Raw genomic sequence first — 15761 nt, 5'->3', positions numbered from 1 at the left:
CATTTAACTATATTATTAAAGATGATACTCGTATAGGAGGGATACATATGTCAAAAGTGCAAATCAAGGTGAATGACAATGGTTCGTTTCGCGTAACAGGGGACGTGGAACTAATTGATGCAGAGGGCAACGTATATCCTGCAAAGCCTGCATTCTCTCTCTGCCGCTGCGGTTTATCAACAAACATGCCGTATTGCAGCGGAGCTCACAAAGGAAAATTTGAATCCGTTGTAAGAGCGCCAAAGCCAGAAGAAACAGAGTAAACCAATTCCTTGTGAATTGGTTTTTCTATTTTTAGTACCGGAGGGATCTTGGATGAATTTTATTGCAGTAGCTTTAGGAGGGTTTTTAGGGGCTCTCTCCCGATTTATTATCTCACAAACAATTCCCACAGATGCAGGAGCTTTTCCTCTCTCAACTTTTCTCGTTAATATTACAGGGTGTTTTTTGCTTGGCTGGTTTTTTACAAAAACAAATAGGAAGTGGCATGTCCCTTCCTATATTCGGCTAGGATTAGGAACAGGTTTTACCGGATCATTTACAACTTTTTCCACGTTTTCTGTAGAAAGTGTCAGATTAATGGAGAGTGATAAAACGATGATTGCTGTATCTTACATTGCATCAAGTATACTCATTGGTATCGGTCTGTCTCTTTTAGGAGCACGGATTGCCGCTTCTTCTGTAAAGGAGGAAATGGAATGATGACCATCGGCATAGGTGGAGCCCTTGGTGCTCTTACAAGATTTCTTCTCAGTAAATGGATTGGCTCGAAAGTTAAAACATTTCCACTAGCAACTGGGCTAATTAATATCACAGGAGCTTTCCTGCTCGGATACATTACAATGCTTCATATGAACGAAGAGTTAAATAAATCACTGTATCTATTTTTAGGCTCTGGTTTTTTAGGTTCATATACAACTTTTTCCACTTTTGGCTTTGAAACGATTGGATTTCTCGAAAAAAAAGAATATAAAAAAGCAGCATGGTATGTAGGTACTACTTTAATTTTTGGAATTCCATTTGCTTACCTTGGCATGCTGCTAGCCTAGAAGAATAACGCAAACTATGCTGTTAAGCCCATCAAAGCCACATATATTTTTCTAGCAATCTGTTTTTTTGTGCTATAATGAAATCACTTTAACCGATATCGGTTAAATACAACACAATATCCTTCGGGGTCGGGTGAAAGTCCCAACCGGCGGTGATGAAGCAATTCTAAGTCCGTGACCCGGTTGCGCATGCAAACGGTGGATCTAGTGTGAATCTAGAACCGACAGTATAGTCTGGATGGGAGAAGGATGAGGTTTCTACAAATACATACGGGTTACGTCTGCCCACAGTATACTGATAAAAATTTTTTTCAGTATGCTTATTTCGTTATACTCTAATAAATATCCATGTTATTAGGTTTATTTCGTCATGCATTCGTAGCCATGTAGGTAATGAAACACGTCTCCCAACCCTCGAGGACATATTTCCTCGGGGGTTTTTTGAGTCTAGTAGGAGAGGTGAAAGTATGAGAAAAAAGAAGCACAGCTGTAAAGAAAGGAGTGAGGTTTATGTTTACAGGAATTATTGAAGAAATGGGTACCATTCAACACATCAACCAGACAGGACAAGCTATCGTACTGCACATTGCTGCTAAAACCATTCTAGCTGATGTTCATCTTGGGGATAGCATAGCTGTGAATGGTGTATGCTTAACCGTCACTTCTTTTACAAGCAGCTCCTTTACAGTTGATGTTATGCCAGAAACCGTGAAAGCCACTTCTTTACAATCGCTGAAACAAGGTTCAACTGTAAATCTTGAGCGGGCGATGAGCGCAAACGGACGATTTGGCGGTCATTTCGTCAGCGGTCATGTAGATGGTGTTGGCACCATTATCCAAAAGAAACAGCAGCATAATGCAGTTTATTATAAAATCCAACTGCCCAAATCACTCTTACACTATTGTATTTATAAAGGATCAATCGCCATCGACGGCACAAGCCTTACAATATTTGGAACAGATGAATCCTCCATCACAATTTCCTTGATTCCACATACGATGGAAGGCTCTGTTATCGGTACTAAAAATGTTGGAGATATCGTTAATATCGAATGCGATATGGTAGGAAAATACATTGAGCATTTCGTGAAAAAGCAGCCCTCTTCCAGCATCACGGAAGGGTTTTTATCAGAACATGGATTTATCTAACAAAACGATTAAGGAATCTATATCAGGAAGAAAAACACTGAGGAAGGCACCACTTTATGTGAAGGAGGAAAGACAATGTTCCATTCTATAGAAGGAGCTCTCGAAGATTTAAAAAACGGAAAGGTTATCATTGTGTGTGATGATGAGGATAGAGAAAACGAAGGTGACTTCATCGCGCTTGCAGAAACCATCACACCAGAAACGATAAACTTTATGGTCACACACGGCCGCGGCCTCGTTTGTGTTCCTATTACGGAAGAGTATGCAAACAGGCTACAACTTGAACCGATGGTGGGCAATAACACAGATGCACATGGTACAGCTTTCACTGTAAGCATTGACCATATTTCCACTACTACTGGCATCAGTGCTTTTGAGCGCGCTGCTACAGTACTAGAAATGATTCAGCCAGCTGCCAAGCCAAATGATTTCAAACGTCCAGGACATATTTTTCCGTTAATCGCAAAAGATGGCGGTGTCCTTCGCCGTGCGGGGCATACAGAGGCTGCCGTTGACTTAGCTCGTTTATGTAACACAAAGCCAGCTGGCGTCATTTGCGAAATCATGAATGAAGACGGAACAATGGCACGTGTATCTGATTTAGCCAAGATTGCTGAGCAATTTAATATAAAAATGATTACAATTCAGAGTCTAATTCAATATCGCCGCCAGCATGAAACATTAGTAAAACGAGAAGTGGAAATCACGCTCCCAACACAATTTGGTACTTTCCGCACGATTGGTTACTCGAACTCGCTTGATAAAAAAGAACATATCGCCCTGATCAAAGGCGAAGTCAACCCAAGCGAACCAATTCTTGTACGAGTTCATTCTGAATGCTTAACAGGTGATGTGTTCGGCTCCTTCCGATGCGATTGTGGTCCGCAGCTTCATGCCGCATTATCTCAAATGGAAGCAGCAAAAAACGGGGTTCTATTATATATGCGCCAAGAAGGAAGAGGAATCGGGCTGCTAAATAAACTGAAGGCCTATAAACTGCAAGAAGAAGGATACGATACAGTAGAAGCAAATCATAAGCTCGGATTCGTTGCTGATCTGCGTGATTACGGAATTGGCGCTCAAATATTACGCGACTTAGGTGTTCGCCAAATTCGACTGCTTACAAATAATCCGCGGAAAATTGCGGGATTGCAGGGCTATGACCTTGAAGTTATCGAACGTGTACCACTGCAGATGCCGGCGCATCAGGAAAATCAACAATATTTACAAACAAAATACGAAAAATTAGGGCATTTATTACACTTGTAAAAAGGGGAGAAATAAAATGATATTTGAAGGACATTTAGTTGGTACTGAGTTAAAAATTGGAGTAGTAGTAGGACGATTCAACGAATTTATTACAAGCAAACTATTGAGTGGCGCTTTAGATGCATTAAAACGTCACGGCGTAGAAGAGCAAGATATTGACGTAGCATGGGTGCCTGGTGCATTCGAAATTCCACTAATTGCAAAAAAAATGGCAGAGAGCGGAAAATATCATGCAATCATCACATTGGGCACCGTAATTCGAGGCGCAACAACTCACTATGATTATGTATGTAACGAAGTTGCAAAAGGAGTAGCATCTATCTCTCTGTCTTCAGACATACCAGTTATTTTCGGTGTATTAACAACAGAAACTATTGAACAAGCTATTGAGCGTGCCGGCACAAAAGCAGGCAATAAAGGATGGGAATGTGCAACTGCAGCGATTGAAATGGCAAACTTAAATCGACAATTCCAAAAAGAACCTTTTCTACTTTCAAAATAGACCATTGTTTTATCAACGAAAAGGAAGATCCTGAGCTGTTTATAAAAAACGCGGTCATATTTGACCGCGTTTTTAGTGCTTATTGATTTCTTCTTGCAAGCGCTCAATTTCTTCTAGCAGTCGCTTCGTTGTTTTTCCACGCGTATTAATCCCTACCTGCTCTGCGGCTTCACTTATGTATAGCTGTTCTTCTTCCTTCACTTGCCTTATTTCTTCTGCAAGTTCTTTCCATGACTTTCCATTTATATGCACATGGAATTTCTGCGCTTCTCGTATGATGTACTCTTGGCGCTTTCGTTCCTTTACAATATGAATCTCTTTTCGAACTTGTTTTAAATCCTTGCCCTCTGCTTGAATACCAAGCTCTTCTGCTTTTTGACGATAATGCTCCTCAATACGAATCTGCATCGCTTTTGGAGCCTGCTCTGTCTCTGCTTTTGCTGTATCACAGCTTAGAGCCTTAAATAAGATAAGTGCTATCATAGTAGCTAAGACATACTTTTTCATACCTTGCCTCCTGATGTGTTGTGTTGTCTTGTATTTACTATGCGCGATTCATTTATGGAAAATTCAACCATAACATATTTGTAATTATTTTTTATAAATAATGTAATACACACAACAATATTAGTTTCTATCCTTCCTCTCTAAAAGAAAGTAATTAGATAAAAAGCTTTTTATTACAACGCACATTCCTCAATCTCAAATCCTAAATCCTCAATCATATTCCAATCCGATGTAGGTTCCTGCCCAACAGTTGTTAAATAATCCCCTACAAAGATAGCCCCGGAGCATGGAGAAATGCCTGCTGCTTTCACTTGTTCCACAGTGTCAATACGATCATCATAGGTATGAGTTGAACAGATGCTTTCATAGTTTTCCACATGTGTATTTAAATTATGATTGTAACGGTGTATCCCTGCTTCACCTAATCGTGCCGCTTGTTCTTCCTTTAAAAAACCAAGGCATGCACAAATTTTTAAATCGGTTGTATCACGAATTTCTTTCACAGCTCCAATAACATGCTCGACTTCTTTATCAGTGGGTCGGCGCCCAGAGGCTACTATACAATAAGTACCCGCTTTTCGTCGAATAACTTCATGGGCCCCTTCTACAATTTTTTCTTTTGTTACCCACGCATACTTATCAATTGGTGCCTCAGACACAATCGATTGAGAGCAATATCCGCAGTCTTCCGGACATAAACCAGATTTTGTATTAATAATCATGTTAAGCTTTACTTTTTTGCCATAGAAATGATGACGAATTCTATAAGCTGCGTCCAGCAGCTCCAAAACCTCGTCATCAGATATTCGTAACATTGCCAATACCTGCTCTTTCGTTATATCAATACCTTCAAGCACTTGATTCGCCAATGCCTTCCAATTGTACTTGATTTGTATCTTATCCATTCATGTTCTCTCGCTCTTTTTGTAATGAAATAAACAATATTTGATATGTGGTCATGGTTTGATTTTCTTGATGAAAATCCCTATTGTAATTGTGTATCCTAGCCCTCATAATACTTGAGTTTTGATATTAGAAATCTGTAGTGCTGTTCGTTGTACCAATTTTTAAAATTGACTCAAAAATCCTCTTAAGCTTGCAGCTTCCCTTTGTGAAAAAGATGCCAGACATATTTTTCTTCGCCAATTCTTCATATGTAAACGAGAAATGCTTTTTCTTATTCATGTTCTACAGTCTTCAATGTTAACATTTTTTTATTAAAGGTTAACATTAAGAAAAAACCACTGTCAACATTATATAAATATATCTTTATGAATTTCTTTATTGTTAAATAGCTAAAACACTGAGAAGAGTCCTAAAACTGGATTCGCACAGTTCCTTAATCAGAAATAAACGTAAAAATTTAACCATATCCATAACACTACAAATTATAACAGTACGTATCTTAAGACAGATTCCCCCCGATTAAGACGCTTTGATTCCGAGAAATCTGGACGATTTGCATAAATTTGACTTGCAGATAACAAGTGTTAAAAAAACCTGCCTTTATCGACAGGTTCTCTTCTTATTTCGTTTCTGCTGCTTTTTTTAATTCATTCCAAATTTGTTCTCGTGTTTTTCCTTCTGTTTGAATACCAAGCTTTTTAGCAAGGCCCTTTAATACTTGCTCATGTTCTTTCTTCCATGCCTCACGAACCTCTTTCTGCAGTTCAAAATCATTTTTCCCTTCAACAGAAATACCAAATCGCTTTGCTTTCTCTAGTAAACGTTCATGTCTTTTTCCGAGTAGCTCCTTATGAATTTGCTCATCTGTTTTCCCTTTTGTATCGATACCTTGCTTTTGAGCAATATGTATCAGCATATCATGCTTCTTCGCTTGAAGCTCTTTCCGAATTTGGTCCTCTGTTTTCCCTTCTGTTTTAATGCCAAAGTGCTCTGCCATTCGAAATAAATGATCGTGATGATTATGCACAGCAGTCTGGCTCTTCATTGCATCTTCATTCGCAAACGCTTTACTTACACCTGTTGCTCCTCCCATTATCAACATGCCTGTTAATGCTGCTGCAATCATTTTTTTCATTGTTGTTCCTCCTTATTTGTAATAGATTACACTTTTATCATTTCCATATTTTGTGTATTCTTTGTGAATTCCATGTGTATTTATAGAAAAATTGGTAAGTTTTATCCATAAAAAATAAGGGAGACCTCTCTCCCTTATTTCGTAATATGTAATACTAGAACGAAGATGACTGTCAACAATAGACTGGGTAGCATATTAGCGACACGAATCGTAACTGCCTTTATAATGTTTAACCCGATTGCAATGATTAAGATACCTCCAGTTGCTGTCATTTCCACAATAATCTGATCCATAACCTCTTTTGGCACAAGGGTATGTATTTGCGTAGCAAACAGTGCAATGATTCCTTGATACAGCAACACAGGAACAGCAGAAAACGCAACTCCAATACCTAAAGCAGAAGTAAAGATAATCGCTGATATACCGTCTAACAAAGATTTTGTATATAAAACTGCATGGTCTTGACGCAGTCCGCTATCTAACGCCCCGACAATTGCCATGGCTCCTACTACATATACGAGCGTTGCTGTGACGAATCCCTTTGCGACGTTCCCCTTTTCCTTTGCTCCTACTCTTCTCTCTAGCCAAATTCCTAGTCTATTGAGCTTATCTTCAATATCCAAAAACTCTCCCAAGGCTGAACCAACAGCAATACTGATAATTACGACTAAAAACTGCTCACTTTTTAATCCCATTCCAATTCCAAGCACAATCACTGCAAGTCCAATCCCTTGCAGCACCGTTGTTTTCATATTTTCAGAAATATTCCGAAACACAAGCCCAAGCAAACTTCCTACAACAATTGCAACAGCATTTACAACAGTTCCTACGAGCGGCATCTCTATTCATTCCCCTCCAAACCTTTCATATTTTCTTATCATAGGAGATGAGATTCTTTATTTCAAGAATTATTTGTTATCTCTCACCAAAAAAATTATGTTGACATATTAATAACATCCATGTTAAAAATGTAACTATCAAATATATGAATCGGCAATGACAGGACACAGTAGCATTTCATGTTTTGCTTTCAGAGAGCTGATGGTCGGTGCGAATCAGTACAAACATAAATGTGAAATACACCCTCGAGCTTCTTTTGCAAACAGCACAAGCTTAGTAGTGAAAGACGGACTTTCCGTTATCTGAATGAAGTGGCAAAGCATATGCTTTGCAAGTGAGGGTGGTACCGCGTATTTTACGTCCCTGCAGTTTCTGCAGGGGCGTTTTTTATTTGCCTAAATAATAATTATATAACTATAAGTGATGACAGGGATTCAGTAATGTTTATTTTCTTGCTTTCAGAGAGCTGATGGTTGGTGTGAATCAGTACAGAAGTAAACATGAAATACACCCCTCGAGCTTCTTTTGCGAACGGCGCAAGCACAGTAGTGAAAGACGGACTTTCCGTTATCTGGTTAAAGCGGCAAAGCATATGCTTTGCAAGCGAGGGTGGTACCGCGTATATTACGTCCCTGCAATTTTTGCAGGGGCGTTTTTTATTTATAAAGGAGGGGTATGACATGAGAAAATTTCATGCTTATGGAGGAATCGCACGATATTGCAGTACACTGCTTCTGCTATGTAAAACGTAAAACACACACTGGAGGAAAAATAATGAAGCAATCAATAGCGTCAAAAACAGAATCGATAATTATAACCACAGTAATTTTACTTTTAATCGGGTCGTTTATTATAGGGCTGCAAGCACCTCCCCATATTCCAATTTTATTTGGCTTTATGCTCTTAATTGGATTTGCCTTCTGGAAGCGTGCACCTTGGACCATTGTCGAAAAAGGAATACGAGATGGCATTTCATCAGGGATTCCATCAATTTTTATCTTTATTCTTGTAGGAGTGCTCATCAGTATCTGGATGGCATCAGGTACGATTCCAACAATGATGGTATTTGGTTTTAGCATGGTCTCTGATAAATTTTTTCTGGCTACTGTATTTGTTGTTTGCACAATTGTCGGCACAAGTATCGGAAGTGCCTTTACAACAGCTGCAACAGTCGGTATTGCTTTTATTGGGATAGGTACTGCACTTGGATATGACCTTCCTCTTATTGCCGGCGCCATCATTTCTGGTGCATTTTTTGGAGATAAAATGTCGCCTTTATCCGATACTACAAACTTAGCTCCGGCCGTTTCCGGAGTGGATATGTTCGAACATATTCGGAACATGCTTTGGACAACATTGCCAGCATTTATTATCTCTTTTATATTATTTCTTATATTTGGTCATGAAACTAACAGCTCTGCTAATTTCCATGAATTTCAATCTGCTTTAGAAAAACAGACAACCATTTCCTGGGTAACACTGCTTCCAGTTGCAATCGTCCTAATCCTTGCGTTAAAACGAGTGCCTGCTATTCCAACACTGTTGGCAGGCATTGTATCAGGTATCGTACTACTATTCGTGTTTCACCCCGATACAACTATGCAAAGCTTAGTATCGATTATACAAGACGGGTTCAAATCAGATACAGGAATAAAAGAAATTGACAGGTTGCTGACACGCGGCGGTATCCAAAGCATGATGTGGTCTGTGTCGCTTATTCTTCTTTCTCTTGGAATGGGTGGTTTATTATATGAATTTGGAATGATAGAACAGCTTATTCAAGCAATCGCTCAACTTGTTCGCTCAACCGGCAAACTTATTTGCTCAACAGCATTTACTGCAATTGGAATCAACATTTTGCTTGGAGAGCAGTACCTATCTATTATTTTAACAGGTCGTGCTTTTGGGGAATCCTTTGATAAACTGGGACTAGAACGGAAGAATTTATCTCGTGTTCTTGAGGATGCAGGAACAGTTGTCAATCCATTAATTCCTTGGAGTGTAAGCGGGATCTTTCTATCAGGCATTCTTGGAGTTTCTGTAATGGAGTATCTTCCATTTACCTTCTTCTGCTTGTTATGCCCGGTTATTACGATGCTGTTAGGCTTTACTGGCATCGGCATTTCTAAAGTGAATCCACTTAAACAACAAAAAGCAGTTTAATATAAAAGCTCCTCTCTTTGCATGTACTGAGAGGAGCTTTATTGTATGAGTTGCTTATCTGATTTGTTATGTGTTTTTAGTTTGTCTATTACTGAGGAAAAAATAAATAATACATACGGATAAATAAATACTACATAAAAAGCTGCTTTATTAAAATAAGTTCCTGCCATGAATACTTCTGTCCGTGTTTGAAATAAAAAAGCAACAACGGATATAACGCCGCATATTACATATAATGCTGTTCTTTGCTTCATATAAAATAACTTTTTCATCCCCTTAGTCAAGCTCCATAAATACATGCACAAAATAGGTCCAACAGCAACCATGAAAACACAAAGCACAATCACTTGATATTGCTCCAAAAATGGAAAGCGAATCATATTAAACATCGTCAAAGTTGGCCAGGCTGCTTTGATTAAATCTTTCCCCCCAAAGAACCCAAGAGACAAAATAATTATATATAGAAAGATGCTGTTCGTAATTAAAATCCCCAGTTGTCCAAAACGCTGCGCTTTTTCAGGATTCCTCACATACGGATAATACACATAAATCAATTCAAAACCAGCTAAGGAAAGAGACATTTGATATGTAGATTTTAGCAGCTGCTTTGGCGACGCTTCCAGTAATGGAAAAAAGTGAGACATGTTAAAATAAGGGAATAATTGGTACAAAACAAATAAGATGCTTGTAGAAATAATTACGCTAAAAAAACATAACCCTATTATAACACGAATGCCCCCGACTATAGCATATATACATAGGGGAAAAAATATAGCCAACACAAACCACATAGGAGCATTTTCAAACAAATAAGAACAAAGCACCTCACGATATGTCACGATTACCATTAATACTGCATATGTACAATAGGTAATAAATATAGCATTTAATACTGTACCTAACCATTTTCCAAACAAAAGATGATGAATCTCATATAAATCTTTATTTTTATATTTTTGCAAGGTTTTTGTAATAACAAACATAGTAAGATGTGCATACAGCCCGGCTAGAATGACACCAATCCAAGCATCCTGCTTTGCTTCGATATACACAAATCGCTGAAAAACAAAAATGCCAATACCAAATTGAGTGGCTATAACAGCAAACATAATTAAATACCCTTCAAACCTGCAGTTGTTTGGAACAGGAACCGTCTGCTTCATTAAAACACTCTCCTTCTTCTCTTTACCATTTTTTACGATAAGAGTAAGAAGTATGTAACAAGAATAAAACAGTTCTCTTACTATGACTGCTTTACAACACTAGAAACAGGATATGCATAAATAATATAACGTTCAGGAGCAGAGCCTACGTATCGAAACGGGTAACATGTAGATAAAGTCAACACCTCATCCGGCTTGGTGGATTGAATAACCGTTGTATCATCGGCCTTTACAATTCTAGAATTTTTCATCTCATACTCAAATGTCCCATAAGGAAGTTCTACAATAAAGCGATCACCCGGCTTTAATTCTCCAAAGCGCTGAAACACTGTATCGCGATGACCCGATAACAAAATTTGATCCTGGTCTCCGGGAAAAGCAGTTGATGTATAATGACCAACCCCCTTTTTCAAATCCTCTGGATCTGTTCCTTCTATAATAGGAAGATTTGCATCAATTTTTGGAATGCGCAGAATCCCTAATGTTCCATTTTGCTTTGGCATAAATTCCGTTCGAGACATCTTTTTTTCTTTCGATACTGTTAATATTTCTTCAGCAATTTCTTTAGACTGGAACTGCTTTTGCTTTGTATCCCAAATTTGCCATCCGCTTATGCTGACTAAAATAATTCCTGTGATACACAAAAGTGTTGCTAGTAGCTTCCTCATTTTCTGCCCCCTAAGAACCTCAATCTTTCTTTTATCCTACTATAGAAAAGGGCAGTGAAACAATATTCTCCAATATTTTTCATCGTTCTTATTTTCTTTCTAAGTCTCGCTGTTAACTCTCTTGTTTGTTCTCCTTATGCATTGTGTGAAGATGGCATTGGCAGAGATTAACATTGAAACGTAAAAGTCTATTCTCCAGGCGTTTCCATTGCCTCTTCAACAGAATATGATACAATAAACATTTATTCAAATGCTGAAGAAAAGGAGGATGGGAGCATGAAAAAAGCATCCTTGCTTCTCGTTTTAATAACGCTGGTTGGCCTCATCATTTCTTACTTCATAATTTTGCATCCTTTTTCAAAATCGCCACCAAAAGAACAAGAAGCCACTGTACAACTAAAGTGGCTTGATACAATAAATCACCAACCGCTATATCACCTTGTACTGGGAGATTCTTTGGCCAAAGGATACGGCTCAAAACAAGGAGGCTACGCTGGTATCGCTTCACAGCAATTACAGGCTAAGACGAACAAAGAAGTTTATATCGATAACACCGCAGTTAGCGGGTTAACGACCGAAGGACTGCTATATATGCTGCAATCAGAGGAAATGCAAAATAAAATTGAAAAAGCTGATATTATTACAATCAGTATCGGTGGCAACAACTTATTGCGCTTGAACAAAAGTATGGGAATATTAGAGGCATTAAACGCAGTGAATGATGAGAAAAAAAAATATCAAGAAAACATGGAAGAAATTCTAGCAATCATTCGTTCTCACAATGATCATGCTATTATTGTTCTATCCGAGCTATATAACCCATTACAGCTTGAAGGCTCCGTTGCCTCTTATGCTAGTTTGTTTATTGACCGCTGGAATAAGCTTGTCTACACGTTGGCTGAAGAACATGAACACGCGATTGTATTGCCTATCCGTGATTTATTAAAAGATGATACACAAGATTTGCTGTATGACAAGGTACACCCAAACGACAAAGGTTACACACGCATTGCCGATGCATTTGTAAAAATGCTCCTTGCTTATAAAGCATAATAAGACCAAATTAAACTTTTTAGGAATAGACGACTCACTTCTATACCTTGTAATAAAAACTGAGCATGGGTTCCCACCCATGCTCTATTTGCATAAGAAGCTTTTAACCTTAGTACGCTTCCATCTTAATGTGCTTTCTTTTTTCATGATGTCGTACCACACGTTTTTTCTATGTATAAAAGGAGCATACTTCTATAAAGGATCATTTCCAACAGCATGGGAAAAATTCACCTTCATTTGGGATAAAAGAATCCCCCTCCTGCTCACACTATATTACCCTTTTTTCCAAATCTATTTTATTTTACTCTCCAGCTCTACATTTGCCGACACTTGAAGAAAGGATAGTCTATTATGAAAAAAACAATCGTACATTTTATATCACTCTTTCTATGTATTCCGCTTTCTTACCCGGCACAGAGTAAAAGCATTTCTGAGTATCCCCCGCAAGAAACTATTGTCCATCTGGCAGCAGCAGGTGATGTACTCATTCACGACCGCATTTATAACGATGCTCGCGTTGATACAAATCAATTTAATTTTTCACCTATGTTTGCAAAGGTGCGTAGCTATATCGAAAAAACAGATTTAGCATTAGTGAACCAAGAATCTGTAATAGGAGGAGTAGAAATAGGCCTTTCTTCTTATCCTGCCTTTAACAGTCCATTTGATATAGCCCAAGCCTTAAAAAATATCGGATTTGATGTTGTTACCCTCGCTAACAATCATGCTCTCGATCGCGGAGAAGCTGCTCTTCAAAATGCGCTCTCCTATTGGAATGAGCTAGGAATGGCTCACACTGGAGCATTTGCATCAAAAAAAGATAGAAATACAATTTGCCTTGTAAAGAAAAACGATATTACTTTTTCTATTTTATCTTATACATATGGAACGAATGGCATCCCAATCCCCAAAGGAAAAGACTATTTGGTGAATCTCATTGAAAAAACAAAAATAAAGCAGGATATACAAAAAGCAAAGCAACTATGCGACGTTGTTATTGTAGCCATGCATTTTGGAAATGAATACGAAACTATGCCCAACGAACAGCAAACAAAACTAAGTCAGTTTTTAGCTGATCAAGGTGCGGACATTGTAATCGGTCATCACCCGCATGTCTTGCAGCCCCCTGCTTTTCTAACTGGAAAGAATGGCAATCAAACCTTCGTTATGTACTCACTAGGAAATTTTTTCGCTGGACAGCGCAAAGAAGAAACATGGATAGGAGGAATTACTGCTATAAAAGTTAAAAAAATAACAACAGGGAATATAACTTCCATCAAACTAGAAGAACCATCATTTTTACCTACCTTTACTTATTCAAATAATGACCAAAATTTCATGGTACTCCCTCTTCATACTGTAACAAAGGAACAATATGCTAATATTGATACAAAATATAAACAAACGATAACACATATGAAGAGATTTATTCCTGACCTAAAAATTATAAAGGAGGAAATTAAATGATTATAGTAACAACAGATAACCTTACAGGAAAAAACATTACTGAAGTAAAAGGGTATGTAAGCGGACAAGTAGTACAATCGCGAAATATCGGCAGAGATATTATGGCTGGCTTAAAATCCGTTATAGGAGGCGAACTGAAAGGCTATACAGAAATGATACGTGATGCAGAGAAAATGGCTATAACACGAATGGTTGAAGAAGCAGAGAAGAAAGGAGCTAATGCAATTATTGGTATGAGATTACAATCCTCAGCCGGGCAAGGCACTTTTGAAATCATTGCATATGGTACAGCTGTACGTGGAGAATAGATTTTCTCTTCTATATGTTTCTTTTTATCAATGTATATCTATAGTGAAAATTATTACATTTTTATAACAATCCTTTAGTTTAAACACCAGCTGGGCAAGGTTTTTGCTACAATAAGGATAAGATAGGAAAGGAGGGTTTCGGATGAACAACCATGATGTTGAAACCATTGTTGAGCATATGCTTTCTGTAACTCCATTCTTTAATCGAAAGTTTATGCTTACTGGGGAATCCGTCTCCTTAAAGCACATGCCGCTTTCGCATATACAAGTTTTGCTGCTTGTAAATGAACTAGGAAGACTAACTGTTTCAGACATCGGAAGCCGTCTATCTATCTCCCGACCTAATATGACACCTCTTCTTAATAAATTAATTGAAGAAGGATATGTAGAACGGCAGTACAGCGAAAAAGATCGTCGAGTAATTTGGATTATATTAACAGAAAAAGGGGAAATTTTTATCCAAAAGCATAAACAACTCATCGCTGAAAAATTAAAAGAGCAAATATTAACCTTGTCAGAATCAGAATTAGAAACTTTGACTATTTCCTTACGCAATATAAAATCTATCTTCTCAAAATTATATCCAGAACTGTAAAAGCTGCTTAGAATAAGCAGCTTTTTTCAAAAGAGCAAACAAAACTCAGAATATACTACATAAATACAAATTACTGTGAACACGAAAAAAGCAATCTTCTAAAAACCAACCTTTTTAGGATTCAAAATAATTACCGTAATAATTATTTGCATATGGATCTGTCATTAAGTAAGGCTCTACGATAGGCGAGGAAAGCTGTTGGTTATAAAAATGATTCATAGCATAGTAGTTTCTAACCGCTGCTGTCCATTCACCATAGTATGGAAGTATATTTACCATTCTGTAATAGGGATACCAATACACTATTATCACGCTCCTTTATTAAACACTATGCACGTTACAAGCTATTGGCGTGGGCTAAGAACATAAAAGAGCAGTCCTGATCAGGACTGCTCTTTTATGTTCTCAAAACCGCTATTTTTGCTCTTCGTTTTTCTAAGCGGCGATGTTTTTGTTTTTCATACAAATGATAGATGATAAAATAAGAGGCAATACCAAGGATTACACCGAAAATGGACATTCCAATCAATGTGTACAGCCCATTATGCAGCAGATCCTTAAACACTCCTAAGTTACCTGAAAACAGCTCCATAAAAGAATGTTCATTCATTGGTCCTTCTTTGATTTTAAAGGGATAAATCAACTTTCCAAGCGCATGTGCAAACGGCAACAATACTACAGGCAGAAAAGTAAGCTTTCCGACAACATTTCCAATAATAGCCGCCGGAAGAGATCCTCCAGCTAACCGAACAATCGGATAAAATAAAATATAAATTAACGAAGCAGTTGCTAACACAACCATTTCTAATCCAAATCCAATTGCAAATCCTAATGCTACCTTTTTTACGCCTCCAGGGGAACGATACAGCTTATAAAAATTCAGCTTAAACGCCCGTTCTAGGCGCTGAACGATATGATACTTATTTTTTGTGCGTTTCAATTGTCCATCTCTCCTATAAAAACCTTAACAGTATATCTACTATAATA

At 37.9% G+C, this 15761-nt stretch carries 18 protein-coding genes, 1 pseudogene, 1 riboswitch and 2 other annotated features; of the genes and pseudogenes, 11 read left to right on the top strand and 8 right to left on the bottom strand.

The features are described from left to right. Positions 1-47: 47 nt before the first annotated feature. The 6 genes from J7Q84_RS08755 to ribH all read left to right on the top strand — a co-directional run bounded on the left by J7Q84_RS08755 (position 48) and on the right by ribH (position 3969). A complete protein-coding gene (locus J7Q84_RS08755; RefSeq protein WP_209094139.1) occupies positions 48-263 on the top strand; it encodes a CDGSH iron-sulfur domain-containing protein in 216 nt (71 codons plus the stop codon). Between the two features lie 52 nt (positions 264-315). After that, entirely contained in the window at positions 316-702 is a 387-nt protein-coding gene (crcB, locus tag J7Q84_RS08750) for a fluoride efflux transporter CrcB (RefSeq protein ID WP_209094138.1), read from the top strand. After that, complete coding sequence (gene crcB, locus J7Q84_RS08745; RefSeq protein ID WP_209094137.1) at positions 699-1049, top strand: fluoride efflux transporter CrcB; 351 nt, start codon at positions 699-701, stop codon at positions 1047-1049. Before crcB (J7Q84_RS08750) ends, crcB (J7Q84_RS08745) begins: the two co-directional genes overlap by 4 nt. Before the next feature lie 115 nt (positions 1050-1164). Further along, a riboswitch (FMN riboswitch) is annotated at positions 1165-1303 on the top strand. 256 nt (positions 1304-1559) lie between these two features. Continuing rightward, the gene (gene ribE, locus J7Q84_RS08740) at positions 1560-2198 is read left to right on the top strand and encodes a riboflavin synthase (protein ID WP_209094136.1); all 639 of its coding nucleotides are present in this window, start codon (positions 1560-1562) and stop codon (positions 2196-2198) included. Positions 2199-2273: 75 nt separating this feature from the next. Further along, positions 2274-3467, top strand: coding sequence for a bifunctional 3,4-dihydroxy-2-butanone-4-phosphate synthase/GTP cyclohydrolase II (locus J7Q84_RS08735; protein WP_209094135.1), 1194 nt, complete (start codon positions 2274-2276; stop codon positions 3465-3467). Positions 3468-3483: 16 nt separating this feature from the next. Continuing rightward, entirely contained in the window at positions 3484-3969 is a 486-nt protein-coding gene (gene ribH / locus J7Q84_RS08730) for a 6,7-dimethyl-8-ribityllumazine synthase (protein WP_209094134.1), read from the top strand. A 201-nt stretch (positions 3970-4170) separates the two neighbouring features. Here the strand turns inward: ribH and J7Q84_RS08725 are convergent. The 4 genes and pseudogenes from J7Q84_RS08725 to J7Q84_RS08710 form a co-directional block, all read right to left on the bottom strand. Then, a pseudogene (locus tag J7Q84_RS08725) lies at positions 4171-4476 on the bottom strand (hypothetical protein); the annotation flags it as partial. A gap of 173 nt (positions 4477-4649) precedes the next feature. Continuing rightward, the gene (gene bioB / locus J7Q84_RS08720; protein WP_209094133.1) at positions 4650-5381 is read right to left on the bottom strand and encodes a biotin synthase BioB; all 732 of its coding nucleotides are present in this window, start codon (positions 5379-5381) and stop codon (positions 4650-4652) included. Between the two features lie 620 nt (positions 5382-6001). After that, the gene (locus J7Q84_RS08715; protein ID WP_209094132.1) at positions 6002-6517 is read right to left on the bottom strand and encodes a hypothetical protein; all 516 of its coding nucleotides are present in this window, start codon (positions 6515-6517) and stop codon (positions 6002-6004) included. A 134-nt stretch (positions 6518-6651) separates the two neighbouring features. Then, positions 6652-7356, bottom strand: coding sequence for a DUF554 domain-containing protein (locus J7Q84_RS08710; protein ID WP_209094131.1), 705 nt, complete (start codon positions 7354-7356; stop codon positions 6652-6654). Positions 7357-7504: 148 nt separating this feature from the next. Then, positions 7505-7725: a binding site (T-box leader), on the top strand. Between the two features lie 46 nt (positions 7726-7771). Further along, positions 7772-7994, top strand: a binding site (T-box leader). A 149-nt stretch (positions 7995-8143) separates the two neighbouring features. On the opposite strand from J7Q84_RS08710, the gene nhaC reads away from it, so the two are divergent. Next, positions 8144-9520 (top strand): Na+/H+ antiporter NhaC, encoded by a 1377-nt coding sequence (gene nhaC / locus J7Q84_RS08705; RefSeq protein WP_209094270.1) that lies wholly within the window; start codon positions 8144-8146, stop codon positions 9518-9520. A 38-nt stretch (positions 9521-9558) separates the two neighbouring features. On the opposite strand, the gene J7Q84_RS08700 is transcribed toward nhaC, so the two are convergent. Then, complete coding sequence (locus J7Q84_RS08700) at positions 9559-10683, bottom strand: GerAB/ArcD/ProY family transporter (protein ID WP_209094130.1); 1125 nt, start codon at positions 10681-10683, stop codon at positions 9559-9561. An 80-nt stretch (positions 10684-10763) separates the two neighbouring features. Further along, on the bottom strand, positions 10764-11351 hold the full coding sequence (locus J7Q84_RS08695; RefSeq protein ID WP_209094129.1) for a class D sortase: 588 nt from the start codon (positions 11349-11351) through the stop codon (positions 10764-10766). Between the two features lie 276 nt (positions 11352-11627). Between J7Q84_RS08695 and J7Q84_RS08690 the strand changes: the two genes are divergently transcribed. The 4 genes from J7Q84_RS08690 (at position 11628) to J7Q84_RS08675 (ending at position 14774) form a co-directional block, all read left to right on the top strand. Further along, complete coding sequence (locus tag J7Q84_RS08690; RefSeq protein WP_209094128.1) at positions 11628-12404, top strand: GDSL-type esterase/lipase family protein; 777 nt, start codon at positions 11628-11630, stop codon at positions 12402-12404. 351 nt (positions 12405-12755) lie between these two features. Then, positions 12756-13871: a CapA family protein gene (locus tag J7Q84_RS08685; protein ID WP_209094127.1), complete on the top strand. Its 1116-nt coding sequence runs from the start codon at positions 12756-12758 to the stop codon at positions 13869-13871. Continuing rightward, positions 13868-14179, top strand: coding sequence for a YbjQ family protein (locus J7Q84_RS08680; protein ID WP_209094126.1), 312 nt, complete (start codon positions 13868-13870; stop codon positions 14177-14179). Before J7Q84_RS08685 ends, J7Q84_RS08680 begins: the two co-directional genes overlap by 4 nt. 142 nt (positions 14180-14321) lie before the next feature. Beyond that, on the top strand, positions 14322-14774 hold the full coding sequence (locus tag J7Q84_RS08675) for a MarR family winged helix-turn-helix transcriptional regulator (RefSeq protein WP_209094125.1): 453 nt from the start codon (positions 14322-14324) through the stop codon (positions 14772-14774). A gap of 114 nt (positions 14775-14888) precedes the next feature. Here J7Q84_RS08675 and J7Q84_RS08670 read toward each other — a convergent pair whose 3' ends face one another. Together J7Q84_RS08670 and J7Q84_RS08665 are read right to left on the bottom strand one after the other, a co-directional pair. Then, positions 14889-15077, bottom strand: coding sequence for a hypothetical protein (locus J7Q84_RS08670; protein ID WP_209094124.1), 189 nt, complete (start codon positions 15075-15077; stop codon positions 14889-14891). Between the two features lie 94 nt (positions 15078-15171). After that, entirely contained in the window at positions 15172-15714 is a 543-nt protein-coding gene (locus J7Q84_RS08665; RefSeq protein ID WP_247739154.1) for a DUF2062 domain-containing protein, read from the bottom strand. Positions 15715-15761 lie beyond the last annotated feature (47 nt).

The sequence above is a fragment of the Bacillus sp. 165 genome (assembly GCF_017742235.1).
In the GTDB taxonomy this organism is placed as follows: Bacteria; Bacillota; Bacilli; order Bacillales; family Bacillaceae_G; genus JAGHKQ01.
Note: the sequence above shows the minus strand (reverse complement) of the source record. Positions and strands in the feature narration are given on the sequence as shown.

Excerpts from the sequence above, each read along its gene's own strand:
- J7Q84_RS08755 (WP_209094139.1), top strand. The coding sequence starts at position 48 with ATGTCAAAAGTGCAAATCAAGGTGAATGACAATGGTTCGTTTCGCGTA.
- crcB (WP_209094138.1), top strand. The coding sequence starts at position 316 with ATGAATTTTATTGCAGTAGCTTTAGGAGGGTTTTTAGGGGCTCTCTCC.
- crcB (WP_209094137.1), top strand. The coding sequence starts at position 699 with ATGATGACCATCGGCATAGGTGGAGCCCTTGGTGCTCTTACAAGATTT.
- ribE (WP_209094136.1), top strand. The coding sequence starts at position 1,560 with ATGTTTACAGGAATTATTGAAGAAATGGGTACCATTCAACACATCAAC.
- J7Q84_RS08735 (WP_209094135.1), top strand. The coding sequence starts at position 2,274 with ATGTTCCATTCTATAGAAGGAGCTCTCGAAGATTTAAAAAACGGAAAG.
- ribH (WP_209094134.1), top strand. The coding sequence starts at position 3,484 with ATGATATTTGAAGGACATTTAGTTGGTACTGAGTTAAAAATTGGAGTA.
- bioB (WP_209094133.1), bottom strand. The coding sequence starts at position 5,381 with ATGGATAAGATACAAATCAAGTACAATTGGAAGGCATTGGCGAATCAA.
- J7Q84_RS08715 (WP_209094132.1), bottom strand. The coding sequence starts at position 6,517 with ATGAAAAAAATGATTGCAGCAGCATTAACAGGCATGTTGATAATGGGA.
- J7Q84_RS08710 (WP_209094131.1), bottom strand. The coding sequence starts at position 7,356 with ATGCCGCTCGTAGGAACTGTTGTAAATGCTGTTGCAATTGTTGTAGGA.
- J7Q84_RS08700 (WP_209094130.1), bottom strand. The coding sequence starts at position 10,683 with ATGAAGCAGACGGTTCCTGTTCCAAACAACTGCAGGTTTGAAGGGTAT.
- J7Q84_RS08695 (WP_209094129.1), bottom strand. The coding sequence starts at position 11,351 with ATGAGGAAGCTACTAGCAACACTTTTGTGTATCACAGGAATTATTTTA.
- J7Q84_RS08690 (WP_209094128.1), top strand. The coding sequence starts at position 11,628 with ATGAAAAAAGCATCCTTGCTTCTCGTTTTAATAACGCTGGTTGGCCTC.
- J7Q84_RS08685 (WP_209094127.1), top strand. The coding sequence starts at position 12,756 with ATGAAAAAAACAATCGTACATTTTATATCACTCTTTCTATGTATTCCG.
- J7Q84_RS08680 (WP_209094126.1), top strand. The coding sequence starts at position 13,868 with ATGATTATAGTAACAACAGATAACCTTACAGGAAAAAACATTACTGAA.
- J7Q84_RS08675 (WP_209094125.1), top strand. The coding sequence starts at position 14,322 with ATGAACAACCATGATGTTGAAACCATTGTTGAGCATATGCTTTCTGTA.